The 12,953-nt window shown below is 43.2% G+C and carries 14 protein-coding genes; 6 read left to right on the top strand and 8 right to left on the bottom strand.

From position 1 onward, the window contains the following. Nucleotides 1-18 precede the first annotated feature (18 nt). From FHS86_RS06690 to FHS86_RS06660, 7 genes are read right to left on the bottom strand one after another with little or no spacing between them, the layout of a single operon-like run. On the bottom strand, nt 19-411 hold the full coding sequence (locus FHS86_RS06690; RefSeq protein WP_429412204.1) for a (2Fe-2S) ferredoxin domain-containing protein: 393 nt from the start codon (nt 409-411) through the stop codon (nt 19-21). Between the two features lie 47 nt (nt 412-458). Next, nucleotides 459-1,010 (bottom strand): ATP-binding protein, encoded by a 552-nt coding sequence (locus FHS86_RS06685; protein WP_429412203.1) that lies wholly within the window; start codon nt 1,008-1,010, stop codon nt 459-461. A 17-nt stretch (nt 1,011-1,027) separates the two neighbouring features. Then, a complete protein-coding gene (locus FHS86_RS06680) occupies nt 1,028-1,780 on the bottom strand; it encodes a PHP domain-containing protein (protein ID WP_429412202.1) in 753 nt (250 codons plus the stop codon). Nucleotides 1,781-1,787: 7 nt separating this feature from the next. Continuing rightward, nucleotides 1,788-2,126, bottom strand: a complete 339-nt coding sequence (locus tag FHS86_RS06675) for a DRTGG domain-containing protein (RefSeq protein ID WP_429412201.1) — start codon at nt 2,124-2,126, stop codon at nt 1,788-1,790. Next, nucleotides 2,113-3,492, bottom strand: a complete 1,380-nt coding sequence (locus tag FHS86_RS06670; protein ID WP_429412200.1) for a [Fe-Fe] hydrogenase large subunit C-terminal domain-containing protein — start codon at nt 3,490-3,492, stop codon at nt 2,113-2,115. The genes FHS86_RS06675 and FHS86_RS06670 overlap by 14 nt, the downstream gene beginning before the upstream one ends. Beyond that, nucleotides 3,482-3,910: an ATP-binding protein gene (locus FHS86_RS06665; RefSeq protein WP_429412199.1), complete on the bottom strand. Its 429-nt coding sequence runs from the start codon at nt 3,908-3,910 to the stop codon at nt 3,482-3,484. Before FHS86_RS06665 ends, FHS86_RS06670 begins: the two co-directional genes overlap by 11 nt. Nucleotides 3,911-3,918: 8 nt before the next feature. After that, nucleotides 3,919-4,260, bottom strand: coding sequence for a DRTGG domain-containing protein (locus FHS86_RS06660; protein ID WP_429412198.1), 342 nt, complete (start codon nt 4,258-4,260; stop codon nt 3,919-3,921). Between the two features lie 319 nt (nt 4,261-4,579). Between FHS86_RS06660 and FHS86_RS06655 the strand changes: the two genes are divergently transcribed. The 5 genes from FHS86_RS06655 to FHS86_RS06635 are packed head-to-tail and all read left to right on the top strand — an operon-like array spanning nt 4,580 to nt 9,718. Next, nucleotides 4,580-5,506, top strand: a complete 927-nt coding sequence (locus FHS86_RS06655) for a PAS domain-containing protein (protein WP_429412197.1) — start codon at nt 4,580-4,582, stop codon at nt 5,504-5,506. A gap of 6 nt (nt 5,507-5,512) precedes the next feature. Further along, on the top strand, nt 5,513-6,700 hold the full coding sequence (locus tag FHS86_RS06650) for a SpoIIE family protein phosphatase (RefSeq protein ID WP_429412196.1): 1,188 nt from the start codon (nt 5,513-5,515) through the stop codon (nt 6,698-6,700). 27 nt (nt 6,701-6,727) lie between these two features. Further along, the gene (locus FHS86_RS06645; protein ID WP_429412195.1) at nt 6,728-7,936 is read left to right on the top strand and encodes an NAD(P)-dependent oxidoreductase; all 1,209 of its coding nucleotides are present in this window, start codon (nt 6,728-6,730) and stop codon (nt 7,934-7,936) included. Nucleotides 7,937-7,958: 22 nt separating this feature from the next. Next, nucleotides 7,959-9,101, top strand: a complete 1,143-nt coding sequence (locus FHS86_RS06640) for a lactonase family protein (RefSeq protein ID WP_429412194.1) — start codon at nt 7,959-7,961, stop codon at nt 9,099-9,101. Between the two features lie 41 nt (nt 9,102-9,142). Continuing rightward, nucleotides 9,143-9,718, top strand: a complete 576-nt coding sequence (locus tag FHS86_RS06635; protein WP_429412193.1) for a DJ-1 family glyoxalase III — start codon at nt 9,143-9,145, stop codon at nt 9,716-9,718. Here FHS86_RS06635 and FHS86_RS06630 read toward each other — a convergent pair. Then, on the bottom strand, nt 9,708-11,195 hold the full coding sequence (locus FHS86_RS06630; protein WP_429412192.1) for a CotH kinase family protein: 1,488 nt from the start codon (nt 11,193-11,195) through the stop codon (nt 9,708-9,710). The two genes, FHS86_RS06635 and FHS86_RS06630, sit on opposite strands and share 11 nt — an antisense overlap. Nucleotides 11,196-11,496: 301 nt before the next feature. Here FHS86_RS06630 and pyk point away from each other — a divergent pair, with 301 nt between their 5' ends. After that, on the top strand, nt 11,497-12,939 hold the full coding sequence (gene pyk / locus FHS86_RS06625; RefSeq protein ID WP_429412191.1) for a pyruvate kinase: 1,443 nt from the start codon (nt 11,497-11,499) through the stop codon (nt 12,937-12,939). Nucleotides 12,940-12,953: the final 14 nt, after the last annotated feature.

Here is a 12,953-nt window from a genome sequence, read left to right as displayed (position 1 = left end):
AAATGTTTGCAGTTAAAACTACTCGTCGATTGTTTTATAAGTAACCGGAATTACTCCGTCAACCATACGGCCCTTAATGATGTGTTCATCGATGATTTCGCTTGCCTTGGCTTTGTCGACAAAGCCATAAATTACCGGATTGCTTCCGGGAACAATCACTTCGATGGTTGGTTCGGCATAGCAATAGCCCATGCAACCCGTTTGTGTTACAATGGCATCGACACCTTTGTATTCGAGTTCATCGATCAGAAAATTCATGATGTCCTTCGCTCCCGATGCAATGCCACAAGTAGCCATGGCCACTTTGATCTGTACCATTTTATCGGCGTTTTCACCATGTTCACGAAGTTTGATCTTCTCCTGAACTTCGGCTTTGATTTTTTTTAAATCGGCCAATGATTTTACTTTCATGCTCAAGTAGTGGTTTTATAATGGTTTATTTTTTTTCAACCAGTTGCCTAGTTAATATGTGCTTCTATCATTTCGAGATTTTCATTGATCAATTCACCTACCGCCTTACGAATATCAGGATGGGTAAGCGGAACACCTTCCAATTCTTCCTTTAATTCCTTGCTGTCGAGTTCAAAAGTACTCAGGGCTGTTTGGTGCTTATAAATAAAATGAATTGAAGGATTTGAACCTATGAGCAAAATCATGGTGCCAGCGATATCGCCCATTATGGGACGATCGATGTTTGCATGGGCAAAAACTGCTTTCAATTTTGTCCCTTTTCCTTTCTCCGACGAAATCGCTAATTCGCCTCCGGTTTGTTCTGCATTTTGTTTTAACAATGAAAGCCCCAGACCTACTTTCCGGGTACTTCGGGTTGTGTAAAAAGGATCAGCCAATTGCCGGAGCGTCTCCTCATCGACCCCTGTTCCATTGTCTTCTATCTCAATCACATATCTATCGTTCCGAAGATCTTCGGAAACCACAATCTGAATGCAGGTAGATTGAGCCCTGATTGAGTTCTGAACGATGTCGAGTATATGTAATGACAGTTCCTTCATTCGCTATTACTGTGTTATCATGCTATTGGAGTACGCCAATTCACATCCCTGCCCGATTGCTTTCTCAAAGCCATTTTCAATTCAGCAAACGACAGTTCTTTCATTTTTAACAGGCTCGTTCCTTTTCCAACCTGTTCGGGCCGGTGGGCATCTGAATTTTGCAGAACGGCTGCATTTGGAGGCAATTTTTGACTGTTTAACCATGCTTCGCAATTGGCATTGGCCGACAACTCAAAAGCATCGGCATTAAGCGAAGGTGGCAAAAAACCCAGCTGGCTAAACAGCCCGTTAAAAGGCCGATCGATATGGGCCGGAATAAACAGTCCGCCCAGACGGTGCACTTCTGTTTCAACTTCGAGCATTGGTACATCGAGTGCATTAATCAGCAACCAGGGTTCTTCAGCAACGATCATTTCCTGTTCGTCAACCACTATCTGTTCTCCAAAAGAATCAGGCCGGTTGGCTACTTTTATAAGATGCCTGCTCAAAAATTTCTGAAATTCAGATAGCAACACAGTGCTTCCGAATAAACACAGGCAGTGTACTTCTTCCAGGGTATTCACCTCGGCTCCGCCAATTACCATCAGTCCGTTTTTCTTCCCCAATTCCATGATGAGTGGAGCCTGCAGGGTGCTGTTGTGATCGGTAATGGCAATCAGATCGAGTTGCGCATCAAGGGCAGCTCTGACAATATTCACCGGGCTCATCTCCAGGCTTCCGCAAGGTGAGAGTAAGGTGTGAATATGTAGGTCGGCCCTGTAAGCTTTCATGGTTTGATCATTCGTTATTCAACAGCCTGAAAACTTTGCCCGCCAGTTCGAAAGTATTCTCATTGCTTCCAAGCATTACCACTTCTTCGTTCCGGGCTTTGTCGATTACCTCGGCCGAAGGGGCTATGCCTTTCACCAGAATAACACAGGCCAACTCCTTCAGCGAAGCAATGGCCACTACATTCAGATGATTTTGCAGGGTAAGCCACACATTGCCTTCAGCAGCATTCCCCATCACATCGCTCAGTAAGTCGGATACGTATCCACCACTAATCTCTTTCTCAAGCAAAGCTTCACCTGTAAAAACTTTCAGTTGAAGTTCTTCTGCCAATTCAGTTATTTTCATTTTTTGCTCCTATTTTGGTACAATCGGGATCGAAACGCTTATCGCCCCACTTTTTTTCCATTCTTTCAAAGGCCTTTTCGGGCTTTACTTTATGATCTTTTTGCCATAGTTGCTGCACAAAAATGCAATCACTCATTTTGGCCTGACCATTGGCCATGTCCTCGGCCAGTGCCACGCAGCTTGGGGCGCCACAGGCTCCGCAATCGATTCCCGGCAGGTGACACATGATGTTACGTGCGCGCTGCATTCTCACCATTGCTTTTTCCATGTCGGTGCCAAAACGAAGCAATGGCCGGGGCTTTACTTCCTCCGATACCACCTTTAATTCAAGATGAGCATATTGATTACTGCCCGAGGCCTGTATTTTTTTCTCAGCACTTGGATAGCGCCTGGCTCTTCTTTTCAGTCGTTCGACCGTGAGAAAACGATTTTGTGACAATAAAACCCCGGCTGCACAACTGCGGTCACAGGCCCTGAGTTCAATAAAATCGATGTCTTTTATTTCGTCATTTTCGAGTCTTTCCAAAAACCTGATTACGTTATGAATTCCGTCAACAGCCATGGTTTTTCGTGTTTGCCACCAGGTTTCACCATGGGTAAGACTCCATTGTATTCCTTCCTTGGTCAGTTCACTGCGCAGCTCACTACTGTCGACCGGCTCAATATCATCGGCCACAGCCATCACCTTGTTATAAAGCAACTTTGGGCTAACCACACCAGTTATCACCGATTTTTTTTCACTTACCGGTGTTTTTACTGCTGCAATTTTGGCTACACAGGGAGTGATATAAAATAAACCCACCTCTTCGGGAGCAATGCCTTGCCTGTGCAGCTTTTCAAGAACAAAATGGGCTGCCAGATCGTGGGGTGCTTTTACCCGCGCAATGTATTCGGTAAGCGAAGGATACTTAATCTGAATCATGCGCACTACAGCCGGACAAAACGAGGATATCAGCGGCAGTTCAGCATCATTGCTTTTAATTTCTTTACGTAACAATTCCTTGAGTACTCCGATGGGCTGTTCTACTTCGTAGGCATGAGTGAAACCAATTTTTAAAAGTGAAGCATATACTTTATCTTCTGTAATTCTTTCAGGGAACTGGCCCAAAAACACAGAGGGGAATAGTGCCACACGGTACTTGTACTGATTGATCAGTTCCAGGTCGTCGTGATCAATGCCAATGGCCTTCTGCGGACAGGCACGAACACACTCACCACAGTCAACGCAACGCTCTTCGCGAATCACCACCTTCCCGTCGACAATCCGTATTGCTTCGGTTGGACAAACTTTCACACAATGAGTACAACAAATGCATTTTTCTTCGTCGACAATCAGTGCATGATGAAATGTTTCGTTAGCTGGCATTGGCAATCTTTTTTATCATGGTTAAAGTGGTTCCCTTTCCGACCAATGTATCGATTGATAGCTCGTCGACATTTCGCCTGATATTGGGAAGCCCCATTCCTGCACCAAAGCCCATTTGTCGTACCTTGTCCGAGGCAGTTGAAAAACCTTCCTGCATGGCCTGCTCAACATCCTCAATTCCCGGTCCTTCATCGCTGACAATCATTTTCACTTCAAGCGTTGTGATGATGACAGTAATCTGACCATGATGGGCATGGGCCACAATGTTCACTTCTGCTTCGTAAAGTGCAACAACAATGTTCTTAATTAAGCGGGTATCAATACTCAGTTGCTTCAGATTCTTTTTTACCTGGCTGGAGGCATATCCGGCTTTGCTGAAATCACCTCCATCAACTTTGTATTTAAGGGTTAAGGCCATTGCTGATTCTAATAAACAGGTTTCAATCCGGCTTCAAACAGTTTGCCGGCAGTAAAATACATCGACATAGAGGTTTCCATTAACACCATCCCGTTCTCACAGGCTAACTCAATCATTTCGGGGCTTGCTTTTTTGCCGCGAACCAGCAAAATTGAATGTACATCGGCCATTTCGGCGGTACGCATTGTTTGTACATTGGCCATGCCGGTAATTAGCAACATATTCGTTGTATCGATGGTGAGCACATCACTCATCAGGTCGGAACAAAATCCGTTTTTTACAAACCTGTTGGTATGATTTCCTGCAACAACGCTTGCATTCACAATCTCAATCACCTCTGTTAACTTCATAGCTCATTTTGATGGGCCAAAATTAATGCTAATAGCACACTCTTTCAACCAATAAAATCAATTTATTAATAGTCTAAATAGGAAAAGAAACAAACGAAAACAGAACAGGAAAAATCGCCTAACAAACTGTAATTATGCATATTAAAAATAACATTAATCCAAAACAGCTTAAATGATCTTGCCAATGTATTACATTGTAATATCTACATTAATCGATATGAAGTACTTCTGACTGTTTCAGCTTGCACGAAATTGTAAACAATTTTCAATTATTGCCGGGAATTGACTATTTTTCATCCATCGATCAATTACTACAACAATGACTAAGCAAATTGAGGAAACAGAATACAGTGATACAAGCGGATTGTATGCCCAGGTGGTTGATTCACTTCCCATTCCTATTTTTTGTAAAAGGGCCGATGGCATCATTAAAGCATGCAACACGGCTTTTACACGTATAGCAGGTATCAGCAAGGCAGAAATTATTGGGAAAAAACTGATTGATATTTTTCCATTCGAACAGGCCGATGTTTTACTGTTCAAAGACAGTGATACTTTAAACAATGGCAGCGATCAGTTTTATGAAACCCGCTTAAAATATGCCGATGGCGATCTGCGGGATGTAATCATCAACAAAGCAGCCATGCGGAGAAACGGCACTGAAATAAGCGGTATCGTAAGTTCAATTATTGACATCACTGAGCGAAAGAAAGCCCAAAACAAACTGGAAAGGGCCGAGGAAGAAAAGCGAATTGCAGCAACCATGCTTCAAAAAATCAGGGCAGGCATTGTAATTGTTGATGAAGAATTAAAAATTATTGAAAGCAACATTGGTTTTGCTCGCATGTTTGGCGAAGAAAATGAAGAGCTTTTTGAAACCATACCGGGTTTGCACGGAGCCGAACTCGACATGCTGGTCCCCGAAGTAATTGTAAATATGTTCCGCTCGATTATCGATTCGGGTGAAAGCCGGCTTGAAAGGGATATCAGGTTTCAGAACCGTCTTTTTTCAATCAATGTAATGACCATCCACCGCAACAAAATCGCGGGAGCCATTATTCGTGACCTGTCGGCTCCCATGCTTGAACGGGCCGAAATTATTGAAAGGGCCCGACAGGTGAATCGTAAAAACATGAAAACAGTGCAGGAAATTGCTTTCCTTTTGGGAGAAAATGCAGCACAAACCGAAGAGTTGCTGAATTCAATCATTGAATCGCAAAAATACGATGTCGACGATAATGAATAAAAAACAATGAGCCTGACACAGTTCCATACCGAAATTGAAATGCAGCAGCTTTGCCCCAAAGGGGAAGAAGTAAGCGGTGATGTATTTATTACGCGTCAGTTTTCTGAAGAAGGTCGAACAATACTGGTGCTGAGCGACGGAATTGGACATGGCATAAAGGCCAGTGTACTGGCAACACTCACTGCAACCATGGCCTTGAACTATTCGAGTTTTCACACCAAACCTGAAATAGCTGCCAAAATCATCATGGATGTTTTACCATCATCGGAAGACAAGCCCAGCTACGCCACTTTTACCGTGATTGAAATTGAGAAAGACGGATTGGTCAAAATTATCAATTATGACAATCCTCCGGTGATCATTCTGCGGGGGAACAAACGTTTCAGACCCTCGAAGATTTATGAACTGAAAGTAGGAGGAGCCGGCAACAGTGGTAAAATATTGCGTTGTCAGGAGTTTTATGCCATGAAAGAAGACCGCATCGTTTTCTTCACCGACGGTGTAAGTCAATCGGGCATTGGCACCTTAAAATTCAACATGGGATGGGGCAACGAACAGGTCTTCGATTTCATCGTAAAACAAATTGAAAATCAGCCCAAACTGTCAGCAACCAAGCTTACCCGAAAAATAGTCAACCGGGCACTTACCAACGATGCTTACGATCTGAAAGATGACACCAGTTGCGGTGTAGTGTATTTCAGAGAGCCACGCGAAACCATGCTCATTACCGGACCTCCTTTTTACAAGGTAAAGGACAGCGGTTTTATACAGCGAATCAAGGATTTCAAAGGGCCAAAAATAATATGCGGAGGAACAACAGCCGAAATCATTTCACGCGAAATGAAACTCAAGATCAAAACATTGTTGCACCATGCTGACCCTACCCTTCCGCCAGTATCACAACTCGAAGGTTTTGATCTGGTTACTGAAGGAATTCTTACCATTGGAAAGGTAGAAGAACTGCTCGAAAATCACAACAGTGAAACAAGGTTGTATGATTCGCCCGCCGAAGAAATTGTTAAAATGCTGCTATCGCACGACATCATCCACCTACTGGTGGGTACCCGCATTAACTGGGCTCATCACGACCCCGATCAGCCAGTTGAAATCGAAATCAGGAAAACAGTTGTGAAAAGAATTGTGAAGTTGCTCGAACAAAAATTCTTTAAAAAAGTACTGGTTGAATACGTATAGTGAAGTGGCATCGAAAGACAGAGATATATGAAGATAGGAATCGTTAAAGAAACCAACAGTTACCATGATCATCGCGTAGCGCTTACACCTTTGCATGCCAGGCAACTGATGGATCAATTCCCTTCACTTCAAATCAAGATCCAGCCCTCGCCTTCGCGCTGCTTTAGTGACAAGCAATACCGCGAAGAGCGCATTGAAGTAAGCAACGATCTTTCGGACTGCGACATTCTGCTGGGCGTAAAAGCCATCGAGCCCCAGGAACTCATTCCCGGAAAAACCTATCTGTTTTTTGCCCATGTTGCCAAGCAACAACAAGGTCGCGGAGCCTATCTGAGGCAACTTGCTGAAAACGAGATTACATTAATCGACTATGAATACCTTCGAAACGATAAAGGCAAACGGCTTTCAGCTTTTGGATATTGGGCAGGCATTGTGGGCACCTACTATGCTTTTCAGGCTCTGGGGCTTCGAAGCGGACAATTTCAGCTACCAACGGCAAAGCAAGCTGGCAATTATTTATCGATGATCAATGAAATTGCTGCACTCAGGCTTCGTCCTATCAAAATACTGATTAGCGGACGTGGACTTTCTTCAAACGGTGTTGTTGAAACGTTGAAAATGTGCGGAATCAGGGAAGTGGAACCCCTTCAATTTACCAATGATACTTTTGATTGTCCGGTTTTCTGCCGTTTAAAACATCAACATTACTTAGTTCACAATAAAAAGCTGTCGTTTGACAAAACCCACTTCAAGAGAAACCCACAGGAATATCATAGTATATTTGCACACTATGCCAGGGCTGCCGATGTTTATATTGCTGCCCATTATTGGCAACAAGGTGCACCTCCCTATCTAAGCATCGAAGATTTACGCGATCTAAACCAGCATTTAAAAATTATTGCCGACATCAGCTGCGATCTAAATGGTCCCATTGCAAGTACCATCAGGGAAAGTACGCACGAAGCACCTTTTTATGACTTCGATCCTCAGTTGGCAAGCGAAAAACCACCTTTTTCATCCGACAAACACCTCACTGTAATGGCCATTGGCAATCTGCCCGATGCTTTGCCACGCGATGCCTCTTTTGCTTTTTCTCAGGCACTTAAAAAAAGCATCATCCCCGAGCTCCTTGCTAAAGCACCTTCAGCCATCATTCAAAGAGGAACGCTATTAAAAAATGGAAAGCTGAGCCCCCAATTTTCCTATCTTTACAATTATTTAAATACAGATAATTAACAATTTAAGAAAACATAAACACATGAAAGCAAGCTTCCTTCTCATGCTGGTCGTTTTAACGGCCTGCGGAATAAAAAACAAACAGGAAAACACAACGACTGAACAAAGCAATCAAAGCAACAAAACTACCCTTTACCTGGGCACCTATACGGGCGAGGGCAGCCATGGTATTTATCAGGCAGCGTTTGATGATGAAAGCGGCGAAATCAGCGGCTTGCAAACAAGTGCAGCACTCAAAAATCCATCGTTTCAATCGATTGGGCATGATGGCAATTTACTGCTGAGTGTCAGCGAGAGCGGGCAACGCAATGGAATGGTAATGGTTTATCGCATCAACGCCGAAAATGGTAATCTCACGGCACTTGATTCCTTTTCTACTCAGGGTTCAGGCCCCTGTTATGTTTCATTCGACGATAAAAACCAGGTGGTGCTGGCAGCCAACTATGTAAGCGGGAATGTGATAGCTGTCCCTATTAATAAGGATGGAAAAGTAAGTTCTGCAGCTTCAGTTTACCAACATGAAGGCACAGGCCCCGTTAGCGACCGGCAGGAAGGACCTCATGCCCACTCCATCGTACCCGGACCTGAAGGAAAATACATTTACTCGGCCGATTTGGGCGCTGATAAAATATATGTTTACACCATCAATGATGGTCAGCTTACCTTGTACCGCGAACTCATTACAGCACCCGGTCACGGACCACGGCACATGGCATTTCATCCTTCAGGAAAAGCCATGGCTGTCATTAACGAACTGAGTAATACCGTGTCGGTTTACACACCCGACAAAACGGGTTGTTTCTCCGTGCTATTGGCTACCTACCCTACGCTGCCGAACGATTTTAAGGAATTCAGCAAAGGCGCCGACATTCATTACAGCCCCAACGGGAACTGGCTATTTGCCTCGAACCGAGGACACAACAGCATTGTTACCTTTAAGGTAGACAAAACAAATATGGAACTTGAACGGACCGCATTTTGCAAGGAAAACATCGACTGGACCCGCAACTTTGCAGTCAGTCCGTCGGGCAAACACTTACTTGCTGCCAACCGTAACAGCAACAACATTAGCATTTACCGCATCGATGAGCAAAGTGGTGCATTGCACTATACAGGCAACTCACTTACTTTGTCACAACCTGTGTGCATTACCATGCTACCATAATTCGATTTTTAATTTTGAAGTGAATTCCATAGTTAAGCGATATGAAAAAAATTGCAGTACATCTGGCCAACGGATTTGAGGAAGTGGAGGCGCTTGCCCCGGTAGATATTTGGCGAAGAGCAGGCTACGAAGTAACGACCGTTTCAATAACAGGCAGCCAACAGGTAAGCGGATCGCATGCCATTGTTGTAGCAGCCGATCAGCTATTCGAAGCAACTCACTATGATGAATTCGACCTGCTTTTCCTTCCAGGCGGGATGCCGGGAGCTTCTAATCTTGATGCCCATACCGGACTGGCAAACGAACTGATCAAATTCAACAAGGCAGGAAAAGTTTTAGCAGCGATTTGTGCTGCTCCACTGGTACTGGGACACAAAAAGTTGCTTGAAGGTAAAAAGGCTTGCTGCTTTCCTGGTTTCGAAAAAGAACTGCATGGAGCCAACATCGTCGACGACTACCTGGTTAGCGATGGCAACATTATTACCGGAAAAGGCATGGGCATTGCCATCCCCTTTGCACTTCAGATAGTAGCACGCTTCGATAGTTTTGAAAAAGCCCGCTTGCTGGCCCAAAAAATGCAGGTGCCCCTTGGCACGCTCGACTTGGTTAAGGCCTGACCATGAAACGAAGCACCTGTTGTTGACTGCTTGCAAGATAGATGCCCGGCTCGAGTGCTGGTGAAAAAATGAGCTGTGATTCATTAACATGAAAAGGAATGGACTTACCACTGAGGTCGTAAATCTTTATTGCTTTTGCATCGTTTAAACCCCTTACATGCAGCTCCACTCCGTTTGAAAAAGTAGGATAAACAGCGAAACGATTCGTTTCCGTTTTATTCAACCCCAGATGCTGCAACTGTTTTTGCGTATTGAGCAGGCGCTTGTCGATGTAAGATCCTATTCCATATTTAACATGACCTCCAAAAGCATGAGTATAAGCTTCGGAAAAATCATCATACTGGTAGCCAAATGCCAGTGAATAAAAACCATCGTTGACAACCGAAGCCAACAACATTTCTTTCCAGTATTGCCAAACAGGTTCAAGGTAATCGTTATTCAACCAGGTCATTAATTCTTCAACATAAAGGAGGTAGCGATTAAAATAAGCTGGTACCGACAGTATATTTTTTGTGAGTGGCACCTCCAGTGCTTCAGAATACCACGAGATAATACTTTCAATTCCCCAGTCATGGCCAATCCAGTCAATCCCCCAGGTATTATCAAGATCATAGGGAATAAAAACAAAACGCCCGGCTCCCCCGATGTTGTACAGATAGTAATTGTTGGTGTTGAAAGAATAGCCATCCCAATGCCCTGTCATCGATTCAACAGCCAGTTGACGCAGGTAAGAATCTACATCCAGACAACGCTCAATCAGGGCAGTGTCTCCATCATTTTCAATGGCAGCTATTGCGGTAATAAGATTTTCCAAATCAGAACGATCGTTAATTGTTTCGTTGGTTTTCAGCTCATAGATTCGATCATTATAAACCTTGCTATCAGGAGCCAATGTTGCACCCCAGCTACATTTATAAAGGTTACCCGACTCATTGCCGAAACGGCGGTCGACAAATTCATCGTCGATGTTTTCAACATTCAGGTACACTCCCCGGTATTCATCATTCATATACAGTTCGACAAAGCCAACACGGGCTGCCGGCACATTCATTTTCCTGTACATCATCCAGGTAAGGGCTTCGCGAACCAAAGCCGGATCGTTGGTATTGGGTTTTAAATTCAGCTTCTTCAATTTCAAAAACTGTTCACCACCATATTCCTTGAAATCAATCTTGTACGATTTCTTCACGTGACCCCTTGAGGTATTTCCTCTTATGCGCACACCAACGGGAGTGATGATCGTGTCAATTAAGCGGTTTTCGATATTGATTTCGGCCGGATAATAAATAGCTGCATTCGGATCATCAGGGTAAATCAGCGCATCCTTATCCGATTCGGAGAGCGTAAGGTGAATACTACTCATGAACTGGTCAGAAAAAATTTCATTGTTATCCGGATTGATATTTTGTGCTGCAAGTCCTGCAACAATGAACAGGGCAAAAAGGAGAAACATCGGAATTTTAAGTAATCGGTTCATCATATTTAATTGTAATTCAAGAGCTGAACTTCGTTTTTTGACGAAACATTTTTATCGTGCATTAACAAAAAGTAAATTTAACAGTTTATTAGTAGTAGAAGCAATTCATCTTATTTTAAGGTGTAAATAGACAAAGGAATCCACAAATAATTAATTTTGTGCAGTAAATTTAGCAGAAATAGGCGGTGAACTCATTGTTTGTTCAGGAAAAGAACGATTATATCAACAACAAAAATACTGACATTCAAATTATTATACATCAACAACGGACGCCTTTTCGTTCAATTAAATTAATTTTGAAATGAAGAAAACAAAAATTGTTGCAACCATTTCCGACTGGAAAAGTGATTACAAGTACATTAAGGAATTATATGACAATGGAATGAATGTGGTGCGTATGAATACTGCGCACATTAACCGTGAAGGTGCAACAAAGATAATGAATGATGTAAGGGCTGTGTCCGACAAAATTGCCCTTTTAATTGACACCAAAGGGCCCGAAGTCAGAACCATTCAGCTTGAAAAGGAGATAGAGGTTACTTTTGGTGATAAAATTAAAGTAAGCGGTGATTTAAAGCAAACAGACTGTTTACATGTTAATTATCCCAATTTTGTTCGCGATGTTCATGTAGGTGCCCGCTTACTGATTGATGACGGTGAAATTGAACTGGAAGTAAAAGACAAGGATGAACATTTTTTACATACCGAGGTAACCAACAATGGTATAATTAAAAACCGCAAGAGTATCAATGTTCCGGGAGTAAGCATTAAGCTGCCTTCGCTCACCGAAAAAGACAGGGATTTCATTCTGTTTGCCATTGAAAACAACATTGAATTCATTGCTCATTCCTTTGTACGCAACAAGGAAGACCTGATTGACATTCAGCAGATTCTGGATGAACACAATAGTCCTATAAAGATTATCGCTAAAATTGAAAATCAGGAAGGTGTTGATAAAATCGATGAAATTCTTGATCATACCTATGGTGTAATGATTGCCCGCGGAGATTTGGGGATTGAAATTCCTGCAGAAAAAATTCCATCGGTAGCCCGCATGTTAATAAAGAAATGCATCGAACGCAAACGACCAGTCATTATGGCGACCCAAATGCTTCACACCATGATTGAACATCCGCGTCCGACAAGGGCTGAAGTAAGTGACATTGCCAATGCGGTATACAATCGTTGCGATGCCATCATGCTGAGTGGTGAAACCGCCTATGGAAAATACGGAGTCGAGGCAGTAAAGGTAATGAACAAAGTGGCCATTGAAGTTGAAAAGAACAAAGACAAGCGCAACGACATCTCAGTACCCATTAACTTCAACACCTCAAATTTTCTTGGTGCAACTGCCATTAAAGCCGCTGAGGACATGAATACCTCTGCCATCGTAACCGATACCCTTTCGGGTCACAATGCCCGACACATTGCCGCGTTCAGAGGTGAAATGCCGGTATATGCCAAGTGCTACCGCCCAAGGGTGATGCGTGAACTGGCACTTTCGTACGGTATTTTTGCTTCGCTGATTGAACCTAAAAAGAATCGTGACAAAACCATCAGGGCTTGTTTGAAAAGCCTGGTTAAGGAAGGAGCCATCAACGAGGAAGAAAAAATTGTATTTGTTGGAAGCAGCTATGGCATCAGGGGAATGGCATCGTTCCTCGAAGTGATTGATGTGAAAACAGGCATTAGCCCAAAAGCAGAAGAAGATCTGATGGATCTGATTGGCCCAAAAGATCGTTAAATAAATAATCGACA

Source organism: Roseimarinus sediminis, from assembly GCF_050433125.1.
Lineage (GTDB): Bacteria > Bacteroidota > Bacteroidia > Bacteroidales > Prolixibacteraceae > Roseimarinus > Roseimarinus sediminis.
This window is presented reverse-complemented; position numbering and strand designations above follow the sequence as displayed.